Annotated in this window: 14 protein-coding genes; 6 read left to right on the top strand and 8 right to left on the bottom strand. The window is 71.1% G+C overall.

The features are described 5' to 3' along the window. Positions 1 to 6: 6 nt before the first annotated feature. Together ACIGXX_RS05450 and hemE are read right to left on the bottom strand one after the other, a co-directional pair. Positions 7 to 984, bottom strand: a complete 978-nt coding sequence (locus ACIGXX_RS05450; RefSeq protein ID WP_399972996.1) for a hypothetical protein — start codon at positions 982 to 984, stop codon at positions 7 to 9. A 65-nt stretch (positions 985 to 1,049) separates the two neighbouring features. Then, positions 1,050 to 2,117, bottom strand: coding sequence for a uroporphyrinogen decarboxylase (hemE, locus tag ACIGXX_RS05445; protein ID WP_351158308.1), 1,068 nt, complete (start codon positions 2,115 to 2,117; stop codon positions 1,050 to 1,052). A 121-nt stretch (positions 2,118 to 2,238) separates the two neighbouring features. Here hemE and ACIGXX_RS05440 point away from each other — a divergent pair, with 121 nt between their 5' ends. The 5 genes from ACIGXX_RS05440 (at position 2,239) to ACIGXX_RS05420 (ending at position 10,408) form a co-directional block, all read left to right on the top strand. Further along, entirely contained in the window at positions 2,239 to 2,907 is a 669-nt protein-coding gene (locus ACIGXX_RS05440) for a DUF3000 domain-containing protein (RefSeq protein WP_351158305.1), read from the top strand. 331 nt (positions 2,908 to 3,238) lie between these two features. Next, the gene (locus ACIGXX_RS05435; protein WP_160507754.1) at positions 3,239 to 3,901 is read left to right on the top strand and encodes a response regulator transcription factor; all 663 of its coding nucleotides are present in this window, start codon (positions 3,239 to 3,241) and stop codon (positions 3,899 to 3,901) included. 78 nt (positions 3,902 to 3,979) lie between these two features. After that, positions 3,980 to 5,272 (top strand): ribonuclease D, encoded by a 1,293-nt coding sequence (locus ACIGXX_RS05430; protein ID WP_351158302.1) that lies wholly within the window; start codon positions 3,980 to 3,982, stop codon positions 5,270 to 5,272. A gap of 1,771 nt (positions 5,273 to 7,043) precedes the next feature. Continuing rightward, positions 7,044 to 8,270: an acetyl-CoA C-acyltransferase gene (locus ACIGXX_RS05425; RefSeq protein WP_351158299.1), complete on the top strand. Its 1,227-nt coding sequence runs from the start codon at positions 7,044 to 7,046 to the stop codon at positions 8,268 to 8,270. Continuing rightward, a complete protein-coding gene (locus ACIGXX_RS05420) occupies positions 8,267 to 10,408 on the top strand; it encodes a 3-hydroxyacyl-CoA dehydrogenase NAD-binding domain-containing protein (protein WP_361467990.1) in 2,142 nt (713 codons plus the stop codon). Before ACIGXX_RS05425 ends, ACIGXX_RS05420 begins: the two co-directional genes overlap by 4 nt. A gap of 93 nt (positions 10,409 to 10,501) precedes the next feature. Here the strand turns inward: ACIGXX_RS05420 and ACIGXX_RS05415 are convergent, their stop codons facing one another. Next, positions 10,502 to 11,554 carry a hypothetical protein gene (locus ACIGXX_RS05415; protein ID WP_351158293.1) on the bottom strand — a complete coding sequence of 351 codons (1,053 nt, stop codon included), beginning with the start codon at positions 11,552 to 11,554 and terminating at the stop codon, positions 10,502 to 10,504. Between the two features lie 86 nt (positions 11,555 to 11,640). On the opposite strand from ACIGXX_RS05415, the gene ACIGXX_RS05410 reads away from it, so the two are divergent. After that, positions 11,641 to 12,009 (top strand): NTP pyrophosphohydrolase, encoded by a 369-nt coding sequence (locus tag ACIGXX_RS05410; RefSeq protein ID WP_361467995.1) that lies wholly within the window; start codon positions 11,641 to 11,643, stop codon positions 12,007 to 12,009. A 19-nt stretch (positions 12,010 to 12,028) separates the two neighbouring features. Here the strand turns inward: ACIGXX_RS05410 and ACIGXX_RS05405 are convergent, their stop codons facing one another. The 5 genes from ACIGXX_RS05405 to ACIGXX_RS05385 form a co-directional block, all read right to left on the bottom strand. Then, positions 12,029 to 13,105 (bottom strand): NlpC/P60 family protein, encoded by a 1,077-nt coding sequence (locus ACIGXX_RS05405; protein ID WP_351158287.1) that lies wholly within the window; start codon positions 13,103 to 13,105, stop codon positions 12,029 to 12,031. 16 nt (positions 13,106 to 13,121) lie between these two features. Beyond that, entirely contained in the window at positions 13,122 to 13,604 is a 483-nt protein-coding gene (locus tag ACIGXX_RS05400; RefSeq protein ID WP_249587145.1) for a poly-gamma-glutamate biosynthesis protein PgsC/CapC, read from the bottom strand. Further along, positions 13,601 to 15,133: a poly-gamma-glutamate synthase PgsB gene (gene pgsB / locus ACIGXX_RS05395; protein ID WP_351158283.1), complete on the bottom strand. Its 1,533-nt coding sequence runs from the start codon at positions 15,131 to 15,133 to the stop codon at positions 13,601 to 13,603. Before pgsB ends, ACIGXX_RS05400 begins: the two co-directional genes overlap by 4 nt. 6 nt (positions 15,134 to 15,139) lie before the next feature. Next, positions 15,140 to 17,380 (bottom strand): HAMP domain-containing protein, encoded by a 2,241-nt coding sequence (locus ACIGXX_RS05390; RefSeq protein WP_399972985.1) that lies wholly within the window; start codon positions 17,378 to 17,380, stop codon positions 15,140 to 15,142. 302 nt (positions 17,381 to 17,682) lie between these two features. After that, on the bottom strand, positions 17,683 to 18,891 hold the full coding sequence (locus ACIGXX_RS05385; protein ID WP_399972982.1) for a CapA family protein: 1,209 nt from the start codon (positions 18,889 to 18,891) through the stop codon (positions 17,683 to 17,685). Positions 18,892 to 18,898 lie beyond the last annotated feature (7 nt).

Below are 18,898 nucleotides of genomic sequence, written 5' to 3'. Positions count from 1 at the left end.
GGCGCGTCAGGCCCCGAAGAGGGCCGCGCGCCGCTCCCGCAGCCGTGCGAGGGTCTCGCGTGCGGTGGCCGCGGTGAAGGCCGGGCACAGGAGCGTGTCCAGCGGGGCGCCCCACCCGCTGGACCGGTGCTCCTTCTCGTAGACCTCGCGGCCGGCCGGGCTGCTGAGATGGAGGCCGACCCGGACGGCGTCGGGGCCGCCGCTCGGCAGGCCGGGATGCCCGTCGTGCGCGCATGACGCGTCGGAGAGGTGCGCGAGGGCCTCTTCCAGGCCCGCGGCCAGCCCGTCGAGGACGGGCTTGGACCGCATCATGTCGGAGACGGCGTACCAGGACACGGCCGTGGTGACGATGACGAGGCCCGCACGGTCGTCGGGGTCGGTGGCCCGGCCGAGCGCGTCGCCGACGTACGCGATCTCGCGGTCCGCCTCGGTGCCCGGCCGGGGGCAGCCGTGCAGGATGGCCGAGAGCGAGTCGATGTCCTGCTGGATGTCGTCGGGAAGGCGCGGCGGGACGCCGGTCGCCGAGCCGGGTTCGATGAAGTCCATGGCGATCCGCGCGAAGCCCGCGACGTTGAGCGGGCAGAGCCACTCGTCGCGCGGGCGCTCGTCCTCGTCCCACTCGGCGCTCTCGTCGGCCGCGGCCGACAGGATGTCGCGGAGCCAGAAGAGATGGTCCTCCAGCTCGTCCTCGGCGTACGGATGGCCTTCGTGGGCGCACGGCCGGTCCTTGAGCGCCTCGTCGGCGGCCTTCGCGGCGGCGAACACGGCGCCGGGCACGTCGTCGCCCGGCAGCCAGCCGACGTACGGCAGCATCATCACCAGCCCGAAGGTCCACTGATGCGCGAGCTCACCGCCGGGGTCCGCGGCGAGCTCACGGGCGCATTCCAGGACGATCCGGTCCATCTCCGCGTCGCCGCGGCGCTGGTAGTCGTCCTGGACTCCGCCCCAGGACTCGACGAGATCACCGATCTTCATCGCGGACACGTCCCGTCCCCCTCCTCACCCGTCACATTCAGGCGAGATTTTCGGCCAACTACGGACCGGCTCCGTCAGCGCGCGGTCCGCGTGTGGACATGCTCCACGAGCCGCGTCAGCGCGTCGGGGTCCGTGGCCGGCAGCACGCCGTGGCCGAGGTTGAAGATGTGCCCCTCAAGGCCGGCCGCGGCGTCCAGGACCTCGTCCGTCTTGGCCTCGATCGCCTCCCGCGTGGAGAAGAGGACCGCCGGGTCGATGTTCCCCTGGAGCGCCTTGCCGGGACCGACCCGCCGGGCCGCCTCGTCCATCGGGACGCGCCAGTCGACGCCCACCACGTCGGCGCCCGCCTCGCCCATCAGGCCGAGCAGTTCACCGGTGCCGACACCGAAGTGGATGCGCGGCACGCCGTACGGGGCCACGGCGTCGAAGACCTTTTGCGACGCGGGCATCACGGAGCGCCGGTAGTCGGCGGGGGCCAGCGCGCCCACCCACGAGTCGAAGAGCTGCACGGCGCTCGCGCCCGCCTCGATCTGCACCTTCAGGAAGGCGCCGGTGATCTCCGCGAGGCGGTCGAGCAGGTCGGCCCAGAGCTGCGGGTCGCCGTACATGAGCGCCTTGGTGTGCTCGTGGTTGCGGCTAGGGCCGCCCTCGACGAGGTAGCTCGCGAGGGTGAAAGGCGCACCGGCGAATCCGATGAGCGGGGTGGACCCCAGCTCGGCGGTCAGCATGCCGATCGCCTGCGTCACGTAGCTCACGTCGTCCGGCGTCAGGTCCCGCAGCTGGGCGAGGTCGGCGCGCGAGCGGATGGGGTTGGCGACGACCGGGCCGATGCCCGGCTTGATGTCGAGGTCGATGCCGATGGCCTTGAGGGGGACGACGATGTCGCTGAAGTAGATCGCGGCGTCGACCTTGTGGCGGCGCACCGGCTGGAGCGTGATCTCCGTGACCAGCTCCGGCATCATGCAGGACTCCAGCATGGCCGTGCCCTCGCGCACCTTGCGGTACTCGGGAAGTGAGCGCCCCGCCTGCCGCATGAACCAGACCGGCGTGTGCGGCACGGGCTCGCGCCTGCAGGCCTTCATGAAAGCGGAGTCGTACGTCGCTGCGTTCTGCTGGCCCGCGGGGCTGTTGTTGGCACTCACCCCGAAAGTCTCGCACGGGCCCGTGCGCCGCCCGCCCCGAGGGACACCCTGCCTTGACCGGGGCCCCTCTCACGGGTGTCTCTCCCTGCGCGAAGCCGCCGTTCCCCTTAATCTTCCCCGCATGGCTGCGGCTCAAGGACAACGGTCGGACGGCGCTGGCGAAATGGAAAGTACGGAGGGGAAGGTGGCGGAATCGGCTCCGTTGCCCTTTCGCGCGGCGGTCGAGGCGCTGCGCGGGGCACGGCTTCGGCCTGAGATCGAGATCGACCCGACGCGGCCTCCACAGCGCCTGGCCCCGCATGCGTACGCCCTGGAGGCGGCGGTGGTCGACGGCGACGAGGACCTGGCGGACGGACGTCTGGTCCTGCTGCACGACCCGGCGGGGCACGACGCCTGGCAGGGCACGTTCCGCCTCGTCACGCTCGTGCGCGCGGAGTTGGAGCCGGAGATGGCGGCGGACCCGCTGCTGCCGGAGGTCTGCTGGTCCTGGCTGACGGGCGCGCTGCAGGCGCGCGGCCTGGCCTGCGGGGAGCCGAGCGGCACCGTCACGCGGGCGGCCTCGCACTACTTCGGCGGGCTCTCCGAGCGGCCGTCCGCCTCGCAGATCGAGATCCGGGCGTCGTGGACGCCGCGCGAGGGGCCGGGCGGTACGCCGGACACGGCGGCGCATCTCGCCGCGTGGTGCGATCTGCTCTGCCAGGTGGCGGGGCTGCCGCCGGTCAACCAGGGCGGGCACGGCGAGGGGTCCGTGGTGTCGCTGCCGCAGCGACGGGGGCCGCAGACGCCGTGACCTACGGCGGGATGCGGCCGGAAGGTCTGTGAGGGGCCGGAGGGGGCTGGCAGGGAACGCCCCGGACCGGATGGAACCGGACAGAACCGGACGTGGCTGGATGCGGCTGGGCTGAACGGTCACGCGGATGAGCGAATGTGAACGACTGCGATTCGGGTTGATCTTCGGATGATCGATCGTGTGTCCGAATGGTCCGAATTGTTACTCACCAAATCGTGATCATTCTCTAAAGGCGGGCGGGTTTGGTGCCGAAGACCTTGGTGACCTTGAAAGCACGGTTCGTCCCGGCTTCATCCCCGAGCCGGTTCAGTCCCGCACCCCAGGAGGCCTGGTGTCCGTTCTCCTCGAGCAGCCCGCAAGCCTGGTCGCCTACCGCCCGAACAAGCCGACCGCCATGGTCGTCGTGGCCGACCCGCGCGTCCGCTCCACCGTCACCCGCCACCTGTGGGCCCTCGGTGTACGCGACGTGATCGAGGCCTCGTCGATCGCGGAGGCTCGTCCCCGCATCGGCAACCCCCGTGACATCTGCGTCGCAGACGTCCACCTCCCCGACGGCTCCGGCCTGACGCTCCTCTCAGAAACCCGTGCGGCGGGCTGGCCGAACGGCCTTGCCCTCTCCGCCGCCGATGACATCGGCGCCGTACGCAACGCCCTCGCGGGCGGCGTCAAGGGCTACGTCGTCACCGGTACCCGCAACAATGTCGGTCTCCCCACCCGTCCCGGCGCCGCGCCCATCGGTTCGGCCGCCGCCCGAATGCACCGCCGCCCGCCCGGCGCCCCGAGCCACCCCGGTGGCTACCGCGAGCTGTCCGGCCGTGAGGTGGAGGTCCTCCGCCTGGTCGCGGAGGGCCAGTCGAACAAGGCCATCGGCGTCTCGATGGGGCTCTCGGCGCTGACCGTGAAGAGCCACCTCGCCCGGATCGCACGCAAGCTCGGCACGGGAGACCGGGCCGGGATGGTAGCGGTGGCCCTGCGCACCGGAATCATCCACTGACTCATTTACACCCCTCGCGCGCCCGTCGACGGAACGTTCCGTCGACGGGCGCTGTGCATACACAGATACCCTTGACAGGTGACCGACGCCCAAGAGACCGCAGCAGACAGTTCACTGCGAACCACCGGAGGCGGCCCTCCGGACGACGTCGAAACGGCGCCGATCCCTTTGCTCGAGCCGCGTGATGGCATTCCTCCGGTGGTCGCCGACGCAACCTCGCTCGCCGAGGTGATCGCCGCTTTCGCGGCAGGAAGTGGCCCCGTGGCCGTGGACGCCGAACGCGCGTCCGGCTACAGGTACGGCCAGCGCGCCTACCTAGTGCAGCTGCGCCGTGAAGGCGCGGGCAGCACCTTGATCGACCCCGTCGCCTGCCCCGACCTGTCGGAGCTCGGCGAGGCGATCTCCGGTGCCGAGTGGGTGCTGCACGCAGCCACTCAGGACCTGCCCTGCCTGCGCGAAATAGGCATGATCCCCACCAGCATCTTCGACACCGAACTCGCCGGGCGCCTCGCCGGTTTCCCCCGGGTCGGCCTCGGCGCGATGGTCGAGGGCGTGCTCGGCTTCGTCCTGGAGAAGGGCCACTCGGCGGTCGACTGGTCGACACGCCCGCTGCCCGACCCCTGGCTTCGCTACGCGGCGCTCGACGTCGAGCTGCTCGTGGACCTGCGGGACGCGCTGGAGAAGGAGCTCGACCGGCAGGGCAAGCTGGAGTGGGCCCGCGAGGAGTTCGACGCGATCTCCTCCGCGCCGCCAGCTCCGCCGCGGGTCGATCCCTGGCGCCGTACTTCGGGCATGCACAAGGTGCGCCGCCGTCGCCAGATGGCGGTCGTACGCGAGTTGTGGACCGCCCGCGACAAGGTCGCCCAGCGGCGGGACGTGTCGCCCGGCAAGGTGCTCAGTGACGGCGCGATCGTGGAGGCGGCGCTCGGGCTTCCGCCCAACGTGCACGCGCTCTCCGGGCTCACGGGCTTCGGGCACCGGATGGGGCGCCGTCAGCTGGAGCAGTGGCAGGCCGCGGTGGACCGGGCCAAGGCCCTGCCCGACTCGGAGCTCCCGCAGCCCGGGGCGACCGTTTCCGGACCTCCGCCGCCCCGCTCCTGGGCGGACCGCGACCCGGCCGCCGCGGCGCGCCTGTCCGCGGCACGGTCGGCTGTCTCGGCGCTGGCCGAGGAGTTGAACATGCCGCAGGAGAACTTGATCACTCCGGACACGGTACGAAGGGTCTGCTGGGAGCCGCCGGCTCAGGTGGACGCGGATTCCGTGGCCGCGGCGCTTGCCTCGCACGGTGCGCGGCAGTGGCAGATCTCCCAGGTGACCCCGGCCTTGGTAACGGCCCTGACTCAGCCCCCGACGACCACCCCTCCGGTGTGACCGCCACCCCCACGTAACGCCGCCCCTCCCAAGCGACCGCCACCCCCACGTGGCGCCCGGACCGCCGCTCAGCGCGGTTCTCCCCCACCCACCCACCCGTTCACCCCGCAGTGCAGGGGTGAGGGGCGGGTGGGTGGTCCGCGTCACTGGGCAAACTGCGCGCCGACATCCCCAAATCCCCAAGCCGCCGCTCCGCGGCGAATCTCGCCCACCCACCCACCCGATTACCCCGCAGTCGAGGGGTGAGGGGCGGGTGGGTGGTTCACGCCGGGGGTGGGGTGGAGCCTCACAGACAGCCACGGCCGGGGCCCCCTCTGATCGCTGCGGGGTGGGGCCGCTGACCGTTACGGGCGTGGGGGGGGCAGCTGACCTTTACGGGCGTGGGGGCATCTGACCGTTACGGGCGTGGGGGCCACTGACCGTGACGGACGGGGGGCATCTGACCGTTACGGGCGTGGGGGCAGCTGACCGTTACGGGCGGGGGGGGGCCGCTGACCGTTACGGGCGGGGGGCCGCTGATCGTTGCGGGGGCGGAGGGTTCGGCTGACCGTTGCCAGGCGGATAGCTCAGCTGACCGCGGGGGGCGAAGCTCAACTGCCCGTTACGGGGCAGATAGGTGAGCTGACCACTGCGGGAGGCGGAGGCTCAACTAACCGCTGCGGGGGGGGGTGGGAGCTCCGCCTGACCGCTGCGGGAGGGCGAAGGGCTCAGTCGATCACTACAGGGCGGAGGCTCAACTGGCCACTGTGGGAGGCGAAGGCTCAACTAGCCGCTGCGGGGGGGATAGCTCCGCCGACCGCTGTGGGAAGGCGGAGGGCTCAGCTGCCCGTTACGGGGGGAGGGCTGATTGATCGTTGCGGGCGGGGAGCTCAGCTGACCGTTGCGGGGATGTTCCCCTGTACCGCCGCTTCGCGGCGGGTCTGTCCCACCCGCCCACCCGATTGCCCCGCGGTGCCGACGGATGCCGAGTAATGGGCGGCCGGGTGGGGAACATCCGCCGCGAAGCGGCGGGACAGGAGTGTCACCACCGGCCCGCAGGGGACAGAGGACGGCACCAGGCGGACGTCGGGATCGGGCGGGCAGGCGGGACAGGGGTGCCCATCACCGGCTCGCAGGGGGCAGGGGGCGGCACCAGGGCGGACGCCGGGCAATCGGGCGGGTGGGCGGGGAAAATCCGCCGCGGAGCGGCGGGACAGGGGTGTTACCACCGGCCCGCAGAGGACCACTCGCCCACCCCCGCCACGACGCCAGGCGGACGCCGGGTGATCGGGTGGGTGGGAGGGAGGCATCCGGCGCGAAGCGGCGGGACAGGGGTGCCATCAGCGGCTCGCAGGGGACACAGGGCGGCACCAGGGCCGACGCCGGGTGATCGGGTGGGTGGGTGGGGAACATCCGGCGCGGAGCGGCGGGAACAGGGCGCCACCGGCCCGCAGGGGGCAGCGCCAGGCAGGCGCCGGGTGATCGGTGGGGAGACATCCGGCGCCAAGCGGCGGGAACAGGGCGCCACCGGCCCGCAGGGGGCAGCGCCACGCGGGCGCCGGGTGATCGGTGGGGAGAGATACGGCGCCGAGCGGCGGGGACAGGGCGCCCCCCGGTCCGTCCGCCGCGGAGTTCGACCCACCGCCCCGGTGAAAGCCCGCCCGCAGGGCAAGTGTGACCTTCGCCTCCCCGCGGCAGCGCCCAGCAACCCTTGGCCGCATAGTTACCGACAAGTAGCATGGAACCCGGAAGCGCGCCGCCAGGCGCACCCGCACCCTGGAGGAGAGCCATCGTGCCTCGTACCGTCAGGGACGTCGTCTTCGTTGATGGCGTCCGCACCCCGTTCGGCAAGGCGGGCCCGAAGGGCATCTACCACGAGACCCGTGCGGATGACCTCATCGTGAAGGCCATCCGGGAGCTGCTGCGCCGCAACCCGGCCCTCGACCCCGCCAAGATCGACGAGGTCGCCATCGCCGCGACCACGCAGATCGGCGACCAGGGTCTGACGCTGGGCCGCACCGCCGGGATCCTGGCCGGGCTTCCGCAGTCCGTGCCCGGTTACTCCATCGACCGCATGTGTGCGGGCGCGCTGACCGCCGTGACGGCGACCGCCGGCTCCATCGCGTTCGGTGCGTACGACGCCGTCATCGCCGGTGGCGTCGAGCACATGGGCCGCCACCCCATGGGCGAGGGCGTCGACCCGAACCCGCGGTTCGTGAGCGAGAAGCTCGTCGACGAGTCGGCCCTCTTCATGGGCATGACCGCCGAGAACCTGCACGACCGGTACCCCACGATCACCAAGCAGCGTGCCGACGAGTACGCCGTGCGCTCGCAGGAGAAGGCCGCCAAGGCCTACGCCAACGGCAAGATCCAGCAGGACCTCGTGCCCGTCTCCGTACGACGGACCAACGAGGAAGCGGGCGAGACCGGTTGGGGTCTGGCGACCGCCGACGAGCCGATGCGCCCCGGCACCACCCTGGAGAGCCTCGCCGGCCTCAAGACGCCGTTCCGTACGCACGGCCGCGTCACCGCCGGCAACGCCGCGGGCCTCAACGACGGCGCCACGGCGTCGATCATCGCCTCCGAGGACTTCGCACGCGAGCACAACCTGCCCGTCAAGATGCGGCTCGTCTCGTACTCCTTCGCCGGTGTCGAGCCCGAGGTCATGGGCTACGGGCCCATCCCCGCCACGGAGAAGGCGCTCGCCCAGGCGGGCCTGTCCATCTCCGACATCGGTCTCTTCGAGATCAATGAGGCCTTCGCCGTGCAGGTGCTCGCCTTCCTGGAGCACTACGGCATCGCGGACGACGACACCCGCGTGAACCAGTACGGCGGCGCCATCGCGTACGGCCACCCCCTCGCCTCCTCCGGCGTGCGTCTGATGACGCAGCTGGCGCGGCAGTTCGAGGAGCAGCCGGACGTCCGCTACGGCCTGACGACGATGTGCGTCGGCTTCGGCATGGGCGCCACCGTCATCTGGGAGAACCCGAACCACAAGGACGCCGGAGGCGACAAGTGAGCAGCTCCACCAGCTCCACCACGGAGCTTCTGAAGGGCGCGGCCGAGCTGTTCCCGGACGAGGTCGTCACGCAGGCGCACGTACGCCACCTCGACCTGCCCGCGGGCGCCGGGCGCTTCGCGCTCATCACGCTCGACAACGGCTTCGACCACACCAAGCCAACCACCTTCGGCCCCGGCTCGCTCGCGAACCTGAACGCCGCGATCGACCAGGTCGAGAAGGAGGCGGCCGAGGGCACGATCGTCGGTGTCGGTGTGACCGGCAAGCCGTTCATCTTCGCCGTCGGCGCCGACCTCAAGGGCGTCGAGATCCTGAAGCGGCATGAAGACGCGCTCGCCATCGGCAAGGGCGGCCATGAAGTCTTCAAGCGGCTCTCCGGCCTCGCCGTGCCGACCTTCGCCTACTACAACGGCGCCGCGATGGGCGGCGGTGTCGAGGTCGGTCTGCACTGCTCGTACCGCACCGTCTCCAAGGCGCTTCCGGCCTTCTCGCTGCCCGAGGTCTTCCTCGGTCTCGTACCGGGCTGGGGCGGCTGCGCGCTGCTGCCGAACCTGATCGGCGCCGACAAGGCCGTCTCGGTCATCATCGAGAACTCGCTGAACCAGAACCGCCAGCTCAAGGGCAAGCAGGTCTTCGAGCTCGGCATCGCCGACGCGCTCTTCGAGGGTGCGGACTTCCTGGAGCAGTCGCTGATCTGGACGGCCTCCGTCCTCAACGGCTCGCTCACGGTGGACCGCCCCGAGATCGACCGCGGCGAGGCCTGGGACGCCGCTGTGGCGCGCGGCCGGGGCATCGCGGACTCCAAGGTGCACGGTGCGGCCCCGGCCGCCTACCGCGCCCTGGAGATCATCGAGGCCGCCAAGGACGGCGACCTCCAGAAGGGCTTCGACGCCGAGGACAAGGCGCTCGCCGACCTCATCATGGGCGGCGAACTGCGCAGCGGCATCTACGCGTTCAACCTCGTGCAGAAGCGCGCCAAGCGCCCGGCGGGTGCCCCGGACAAGAACCTGGCGCGCCCGGTCACCAAGGTCGGCGTCGTCGGCGCCGGTCTGATGGCCTCGCAGCTCGCGCTGCTCTTCCTGCGCCGCCTCGAGGTGCCGGTCGTCCTGACCGACATCGACCAGGCCCGCGTGGACAAGGGTGTGGGTTACGTCCACGAGGAGATCGACAAGCTTCTCCTCAAGGGCCGCGTCAACCAGGACAAGGCCAACCGTCTCAAGGGCCTGGTCTCCGGTGTCCTGGACAAGGCCGAGGGCTTCTCCGACGCCGACTTCATCATCGAGGCCGTCTTCGAGGAGATCGGCGTCAAGCAGCAGGTGTTCGCGGAGGTCGAGGCGGTCGCTCCGGCGCACGCGATCCTCGCCACCAACACCTCCTCGCTCTCGGTCTCCGAGATGGCGTCGAAGCTGAAGCACCCCGAGCGGGTCGTCGGCTTCCACTTCTTCAACCCGGTCGCGATCCTGCCGCTCCTGGAGATCGTGCGCGGCGAGCAGACGGACGACGCCTCGCTGGCCACGGCCTTCGGTGTCGCCAAGAAGCTGAAGAAGACCGCGGTCCTGGTGAAGGACGCCCCGGCGTTCGTCGTGAACCGCATCCTCACCCGCTTCATGGGCGAGATCCAGAACGTCATCGACGAGGGCACCCCGGTCGCCGTCGCCGAGAAGGCCGTCGAGCCGCTCGGTCTGCCGATGTCGCCGCTGGTGCTCCTGGAGCTGGTCGGTCCGGCCATCGGTCTGCACGTCTCCGAGACGCTCAACCGTGCCTTCCCGGAGCGCTTCACGGTCTCCCCGAACCTCGCGGCGGTCGTCAAGGCCGGCAAGCGCGGCTTCTACGTCTACGACTCCGGCAAGCCGGAGCTGGACCCCGAGGTCGCCGCCCTCCTCAAGCAGGGCGACACCGTCCTGACCGAGGAGCAGACCCGCGACCGCGTGCTCGACGCCGTGGCGCAGGAGATCGGCCTGATGCTCGACGAGGGCGTCGTCGCCGAGGCGCAGGACATCGACCTGTGCCTGATCACGGGCGCCGGCTGGCCCTTCCACCTGGGCGGCGTCACGCCGTACCTGGACCGGGCCGGTGTCAGCGAGCGCGTCAACGGCAAGCGGTTCCTGGCGCCGGGCGTGGCCAGCGTTCCCGCGTAACACCTCCGCATACGGGCGATGCCCGGCGGGCCGAGAGGCCTGCCGGGCATCGCCCGTTGTCGCGCGCTTCCCGCCCGCGCCCGCGTCTCCCGCCTACACCCGCGTCCACGCCTCCAGCGCGAGCCCCGACTCCGCCTTCTGGCGCGCGATCCGCAGCGTGCCGTCGAGGCCGATCGTCGCCATGACCACGCGGCCCCGCGCGTCGAGGGCCAACGCCGGGGAGCCCAGGCAGGGTTCTCCCGTCCCGGCCCACCAGACGCCCGCCGTCTCGTCCTCCGTCGGGTACGCCGCTATCACCGGGCGCCCGTCCTGCCCCCGGTGGGCGAGGACCGTGCAGTCGTGGCCCTCTATCGTCGCGCGCAGGGCCGCCATGGGGCCCGTGGCCGGGGTTCCGCCGAGACGCCGCAGGTCCTCGCCGTCGCCGCGGTGGGCGACGACTCCCTTGCCGCGGGCGTCGGCGGCGTAGTACGTGAGGCGGTCCGTGCCCGTCTCCAGGGCCGTGCCGGAACCGACGGCCGGGGGCAGCGCGATGTCGTCGGAGCGCGTCAGCTCGGCGCCCTGCTTCTCCTGCGTCCAGTGCAGCGTCTTGTTCTCGGCCGGGCCGAAGACCTCGACGCGGCCGGTGGAGGTGGCGAGCGCCGTGATGCCGTCAAGGACCTCGCGGACCTTGAGGTCCTTCCACCCCTCCCACTTGCCGCCCTTGCCCTCGCGCCGCAGCCGCACGCTGTTCACGGCGTCCCGCACGAAGACGTGGACCGTGCCCGCCGCGTCCACCGCGGCGGTCGGGTCACCCAGGTGCGGGGCCCGCTCGACGAGCTTGGTGTGCGGGTTGCCGAGCGAGCGCCAGTCCATGAGGGGCCTGCCCGACTGGTACTGGATCGAGTGCACGATGTCGACGGCGGCCTTTCCCTCGCCGTCGCGCACCTCCCTGCGGCCCAGGAAGTGCACGTACCCGTCGGCTCCCTGCGCCAGGGTGAGGCAGGTCAGGTCGGGCGCCTCGAAGAACTCCGGCCCCGACCAGTCGGGGCCGCCGGGCGCGCTCTCCGTCCAGCGCAGCAGTCCGCCTTCGGTCCGGGTGTACGCGGTGAGCCGGCCGTCCCGGCCGCGCAGCAGCCAGCGGGCGCTCTGCAGGGCACCGGTGCTCACGGTTCTCGACCTCGACGACATGACTCGGTGGCACCTTTCCACGTCCACATACGCACAACGTTCACTGGTTAGTTTACGTTTGCCGGATGAGAACTCTGGTCGTCGTGGACGCCGCGAACGTCGTCGGGTCCGTCCCCGACGGCTGGTGGCGCGATCGCCGCGGAGCCGCGGAACGACTGCGGAACTCTCTGGTCGCGTACGCGGATCAGGGCCTGCCGGAACACCCGGGGCCGCTGGAGATCGTCCTCGTCGTCGAGGGCGCGGCGCGCGGCGTGGAATCGGTGCCCGGCGTACGCGTCGAGAGCGCGCCCGGCAGCGGCGACGACCTCATCGCGGAGCTGGCCGCGCAGGCCGCGGGCCGCCCCTGCCTGGTCGTCACGGCCGACCGTGAACTGCGGCGCAGGGTGGGCGAATCGGGGGCCCGGTGTGCGGGCCCCCGTACGGTTCGCCCCTAGGTCTGCTTCTAGGTCCGCCCTAGAGCCGCTTCGCGCTGCGCAGGGTGGAGGCGTAGTAGCCGTTGCCGTCGAGGCGCGATGTGCCGCCCTTGTCCCCGATCGTCGGACCGTTGACCTCTTCGCGGCTGGAGATGAAGAGCTTGTGCCCGTCGGCGTCGTGGCCGAGGAAGATCCCCACGTGGTCCAGGCGCTGCTTGGTGCGGGCATCCAGCTTGAAGAAGACCAGGTCACCGGGTTGGACGACGTCGATGGACTTGGGGCGGTCCGCCGCGCCGACGCCCTTGAGCCTGATGACGTCCGTGCCGGCCTTGCCGCGTGCCATGCCGTTGGCGGTGCGGGGCAGGCCGTCACCGGCCTGGTCGTTGGCCATCAGGGGGTAGCGGGCGCGGTAGCCGAAGACCGTGCGGATGAACCCGGAGCAGTCCATGGAGCGGGCCCGCTTCGTCTCCGGCTGGATGGTGGTGCCGTTGCGGAACGTGTACGGGATGCCGAGGTAGTCGAAGAAGTCCGACTCCTCCAGACGCAGGTCGTTCTCCGCGCTGCCGTCCGGGTTGAGCGGCCCGAAGTTGGCGTCGCCCGCGTAGGAGATGCCCTCGTCGTCCTTCTTGACCGGCGCCCCCTCCACGTACTGGAACGCCATCGCGAAGATGTCGTCCTCTTCGCTGCCGGAGAACTCCTTGTACCAGTCCTTGAACCACTTCTCCTTCTCGGCGCCCTCGCGCCACGTCTCGGGCATGAGCCGTACCCAGTCGTTCGTCACGACGCGGGACTTGGTGTTCGCGGGCTCGGTGAACGTACGGCTCGGTCCTGTCAGCGTCGCGCTGCGGGCGCCGTCCGTGAAGGTCGCGACGACCTTGCCGCTCTCGGTGCGCAGGACGGAGCGGTCGGGGTTCTTCAGGCGCTCCCACTTCTGCTTCCCGCTCCCCGGCTGACCGTTGCTGTTCTGCAGGCCGCCGGGGGTGTCGGTGACGGCCTGCACCTTGGGGGCCTTGGCCTCTTCGTCCTTGCGCAGTTCCACGGTCAGGTACGCGCTGCCCGCGAGGAGGGCGAGCACGGTCGCCGCGTGCAGGACGGGACGCTTCTTCTTGGGCGGCATGAATGACTCCTGGGAATCAGGCGGACGGCATGAAGCCGAGGAGAATCCCGGCCGTGAGGACGACATAGGCCATGAGCGTCACCGAGCCGGTGGCGAGCAGGGTGGGGCCCTTGGGCTGGCGCACCAGCTGGTAGGCGATCAGGCCGGGGACGATGAAGCCGAGGGTCTGGTTCGCGTACATGAGCGGGAACTCGATGGACAGCACGATCATCACGGTCGCCTGGAGGGTGACGCCGAGCAGGACGACCGCGGCGAAGAGGCGCTTGCCGTACAGGATCACGAACTTCTGCATCAGCAGGGTGCCGACGTAGGTCAGCACGGTCACGCCGAGCACCATGGCCGCGCGCTGCAGGTCCTCGACGAGGGTCAGGGCGAGCCAGCCCGGGGTGATCATGCCGCCGGGCGAGAGGTTGGTCGTCAGATAACAGACCAGGGAGAACAGCAGCCCGAGCGCGATACCGACCGCGGCGATCTCGGGGGTGAGGACGGAGGGAATCAACGGGGCTCTCCTGGGCTGTACCACTGCTGGTCGTCGTCTTGGGCGGGCGGTACGGGCGCGATCCTCGGCTCGAACATGCCGCGGGGCGCGGGTGGCTGGGGCTGTGGTTCCTGGGGCGGGTATGCCTGGTGGGGCGCGTACTGCTCGTGCGGTGCGTAGGTCTCGTACTGCTGGTCCGGTGTGCGCTGTACGGGGACGTGCACCTGCGGGATCTGAGCCTGCGGGATCTGCACCTGCTGGAGCTGGGCCGTGGAGTACCGCGACTCGTACGCCTCCGGGTAGTGCTGATAGGGGTCGACGTGCGGCTCGTAGAACGGGGCGGGCTCCTCGGGGGCCTGCTCCTCGCTCTCGTCCGGCGGCAGTTCCGCGAGGCGCTCCAGGAGCAGCTCGCCCTGGCCGTGGATGTTGCCGATCGCCACCAGCGAGGAGTCGGGGCCGAGCTGCCCGAGGATCTGGTGCATGAACTCCTCGGGGTCGCGCCGGTCGCCGCCGAGGTCCACGGCGCGCCCGCGCCACTCGGCGGGGATCGCGTCGATCGCGGACTTGGCGGGGTGGCCGATGACGAAGACCTTCTCCGGCTGGAGGTCGGGGATGATCTCGCCCATCTGGCCGTTGCGCTCGACGCGGTCGGGACGGCAGTTGATGACGACGTGCAGCGGTCGGTGGATGGCGCCGAGGTCGAGCAGCTGGTTGATGTTCATCAGCGTCGACTCGGGGTCGTTGGCCGCGAAGACGTTGGCGAAGCGCACCTTCTTGCCGTCCTCGGTCGCGTACCGCTCGACCGAGAGGACACCGGGGTCCGGCGGGGCGTCGTACATGCCCTGGAGGGCGACCTCGCGGCCGACGCCGAGCAGCTCGGCGACCTTCAGCGCGATCGCCACGTTCTCCTTGAAGGTGAACCAGCTGAAGCCGCGCAGCTCCTCGTCGCTCACCGTCTCGGGGTCGGCGTAGATCAGCTCGCAGTTCCGCGCGTCCGCCTCTTCCTTGAGGATGTCGAAGCGGTCCTGCTCGGCGGTGACGCAGATGCCGCCCTCCGGCATGGAGCGCGAGAGGGAGCGCGCCACGTCGTCGAGGGTCGGGCCCATCTCGGCGAGGTGGTCCTCACGGACGTTGCAGAGCACGCCGATCGTGGAGCGGATCAGCTTGGACTGGTTGATCTCCTGGAGCGCCGGCATGACCGCCATGCACTCGATGACCAGGGCGTCCGGGTTGTACGCGGCGGCCCGCCGCACGATGCCGATCTGCTCGACGACGTTGGCGATGCCGAACTTGCGGTAGACGGGCTCCTCGGTGGCGTCCGGGTGGATGAACCGGGCCGCGGTACCGGTGGTCTTGGCGACCGTGGTGAGCCCGCCGCCCCGCAGGGCGCCCGCGCAGAGGCGGGTGATGGAGGACTTGCCGCGGATGCCGTTGACGAGGACCCGCGAGGGGATGTGCTCCAGGTTGGTGAAGTGCCGCCGCTGTTCGACGACTCCGGCCACCAACAGGATGGCGCCGCACACCACGAGCACGGTGTAGAGGAAGAGCACGGGGGTTCAGTTCCTTCCGGCGAGGTCGGCCGTGACGCCGTCCCGCTTGCGCTGGGTGCCCGTCGGCAGCTGCTGCCGCAGGAGTTCCAGGCTGCGGGTGACGGCACCGACCTCGTCGTGGTGGCGCGGGTAGAGGACCGTGCGACGGTCGCCGTCGGCGAGTGCCTCGGCCTGGTCGGCGAGGTGCCGCAGCGGCCGTACGACGACGATGTGCAGCCAGCCGAGACAGGCCGCCGCGGCGGTGATGCCGAGCAGACCCGCGAGGACGGTGCGGTTCTGCAGGCTGTACTCGGGGATGGCGAGGCTCGACGCGGGCTGCCAGCTGAGCACGGTCCAGCGCAGCGACCCCGCGGCGCCGCCGCCGGCGAAGGGCGCCGCGGCCGCGATCTCGATCCCGTCGCCGCCGCCGCGGTAGAGGACGCCGCTGGGGCGCGGGCTGAGGCCCACTTTCTGCCCGGTGCCCTCCGCGAGCGCCTTGAGCCGCCCGTTGGGCAGGCCCTCGAACTCGCGGTAGCCGGTGTTGGCGCCGATCACCCGGCGCTTCTCGTCGACCACACGGACCGCACCGAGGCCGGGGCGCTTGAGCAGCGAGTTGAGGAACTCGATGCGGAACTCGCCGACCACGGCGGCCCCTTCGCGACCCGGTACCTCGGCCGTGCCGAAGATGACCGGCTCCTTGCCGCCCTCGTCGACGACCCGGATGGCCTCGTCGGAGGGTCCCTCGCCGGACGGGCTGCGCGGGTCGCCGCCCGCCTCGGCCAGGACCTTGCCCCGCGCGTCGAGCACGTACAGCGACTGGTAGCGGGCGTGCTGGTTCAGGGTGCTCTCGAGGACCGTGGTCATGTCCGACGCCTCGGTGCGGTCGCCCATGAGGGAGGCGACCGACGTGAGGTCGGCGTGGCCTTCGTTGAGGGCGCGGCGGACCCGGTCGGTGAGGGTGTCGGTGCGTTCGCGCTGGTCGTTGACCAGCTGCTGGGGCACGACGACGGTGTCGCCCGCGCGGTTGAGCAGCAGCATGAGCGGCGCGGACCACGCGAGCAGGAGCACGGCGCAGACCGCGAGCAGGGTGCGGCTGCCGAACCTGCGGCGGCGGGCGGGCTCGCGCTGCGTATCGGCGGGCGCGCCGAGCAGTTGGCGGCGCAGCCGTTCGAGGCCGGCGCCGATGCGGGCCGCCTCGCCGCGGCGCGGCACGGAGACCGGCCGTTCGAGGTCGCCGCGGGTCAGCCTGCGGCCCTCCAGGAACAGCTGGATCAGCGGGCGCTGCACGGTCCGAAGGAGAAAGTAGACGGTGACGCCGCCGATGAGCAGCAGGGCGGCCGCGGCGAAGAGGCCGAAGGCCGAGCTGCTGGTGGCCGTCGGGTCCTCGGCGACCGGGACCATCGCGACGACGGCGAGACCGAGCCGGGTGGCCACGGTGGCCTTGCCCGCCTCGGGTCCGGCCAGGCTCGCGTAACCGGCGACGGCGCGCTCACCGAGGTAGCGCTCGCCGGTGAGGTGGCCGCTGACCCCGAGGAAGCCGCCCGAGCCGGGCTCCTTGGACTTGATCGGGTGCGCGCGGGCCTTCTTGGCCGCGGTCGTGGCGAAGGACCTGAGCTGTTTGTTGGACTGCTTGACCTCGTCGCGCTGCAGATCGGTGAGGACCTGCTCGGGCTCGGGGATGCCGTCGGTGCTCAGGACCTTGCCGTCCTGGCCGACGACGGCGATGGAGCGGAACTTGCCGAGGCTGATGCCGGGGAAGCGCAGGCTGCCGGAGGCGACGAGGAGCTGCTGCGGCTGCCCCTTCCAGGTGAGCAGGGCGAAGGAGAGCAGGCGGGTCTCGCCGTTCTCCAGGCGCACCATGCGCGGGGCGAGACCGTCCTCGTCCGCGAGCGCGCCGCGGTCGATGGCGGTCAGCGGCAGGTTCTCGCCGCGGGCGGCGAGGAGCTTGCCCGAGGAGATCTCGACGACCGCGGTGCCCATCCACTTCTGGTAGACGCTGCCGATCTTGTCCAGGACGGCGTCGGCGGGGACCGGCTCGCCGGCGCTGAACAGTCCGGCGGTCCGGGTCAGGTCGGTGACGGACTCGTCGATGGAGGCGCGCAGCGCGATGGCGCCGTCCTCGGCGAAGTGCTGCTGGGACGACTTGATCGCTTGGGGTACGGCTTCCTGGCCGGCACGGCCGAGGGTCAGGGCGGTGATGCCCGCGAGGGCGAGGAGCAGGACCGACAGCACGGCGATGGGGGGACGTATGCCACCCAGCAGGGACATGTCGGTTCTTCGGCGGACCTTGTGCCGCCGCTTCGAACGCGAAGCGGCCAAGGGGTGCTCCTCTCCTGGAGTGACGCGGGGACGTGTGGCGACGGCGGGACGCACGAGCACAGAGTGATGCGTTCCGGAGAGCTTGGACTTCCGAGCCAACCGAGAGGATGTACGAGTTATGGGAAATGTGAGCTAGCTCGCGCTGATCGCCCGACACCCGTTACGTCAGAAGACGCACGACTCATCCGCCCGCCGACGCAGGCGGGCCCGGGACGGTGAATGGCGGGTGTACACAGGGAAGACGGCAGTCGTCAGGAGCCGGGCAGCGCTTCCAGGGGCTCCAGGCCGTCCTTGCTCGCGCCCCGGTTCAGGAGCGTGCCCTGGGTGCGCTCGAAGGCGAGACGGTAGCGGGAGCGCTGCTCCTCGCTGAGGCCGTCGCCGTCGCGCAGCGTGGCGGCCACGTCCAGCAGCCGGTGGTCCTGGACCGCGTCCTTGGGCAGGGCCCCCGCCTCGTCCGGGTCCGGCGGGATGTCCACGAACGTCGGCACGTACTTGGCGTCGACGTCCCACTTCCCGCCGCGCTGGACGAACTCGAACCAGCCGATGGCACCCTCCTCGGTCAGTCCGCTCGGCACGTCGTGCCGGGCGATCTGGTTGCCGAGTCCGTACGCGATCCAGGTGCCGTCGACCTTCTCCATCGGCTGGACGACGTGCGCGTGGTGGCCGATGACGAGGTTGATGCCGGTCTCGCGCGCGATCCTGCGGGCGAGTCTGAGCTGCGAGGAGCTGGCGTTGGGCTGGTTCTCACGCCCCCAGTGGATGCTGAGGATCACGACGTCGGCGCCCGCGGCGCGCGCCTTCTTCTCGGCCGCCGCGATCGCGTCGAACTTGTTCTGGTTCACGATCCACGGCTTGTCCTTGGGGACCTCGCGGCCGTTGAAGCCGAAGGCGAAGGCTATCTGTGCGACCTTGACGCCCTTCACCTCGGTGATGAGCGGTTTGTCCCCTTCCGCCGCGCCGCGCGCCGAACCGGTGTGCCTCAGGCCCGCCTTGTCGAGCGTTTCCAGGGTGCGGGTGACTCCGGCGGGGCCGTGGTCGAGGGTGTGGTTGGACGCGGTCGAGCACTGGTCGTAGCCGACGTCCTTGACCGCCGTGGCGATCTGCGGCGGCACGAGGAAGTCGGGATAGCTCTGGAAGGGGCCGCCCGGTTTGCCCACCACCGGCTCGAAGTGGCAGATGCCGAGGTCGGCCTTGCTGATGACGGGTTTGATCCCGGCCATCATCGGCCGGAAGTCGATGCCCTTCTCGCCCTTGCCCGAGGCCTTGGCGTCCTTGCGCGCCTGCTCGGTCAGTTGCGGGTGGATCAGGATGTCGCCCGCCGCGGCGACGGTGAACGAGGGGCCGCCGTCGGCGGCGGGCTTGTCATCGTCGCCGAAGGGGCCGCAGGCCGTGGCGGTGCAGGCGAGCAGGGACGCGGAGGCCACACAGGTCACGAAATACCTGCGGAAGGGACGTGTCATCACAGGG

The sequence above is a fragment of the Streptomyces sp. NPDC055243 genome (genome assembly GCF_044544025.1).
In the GTDB taxonomy this organism is placed as follows: domain Bacteria; phylum Actinomycetota; class Actinomycetes; order Streptomycetales; family Streptomycetaceae; genus Streptomyces.
This window is presented reverse-complemented; position numbering and strand designations above follow the sequence as displayed.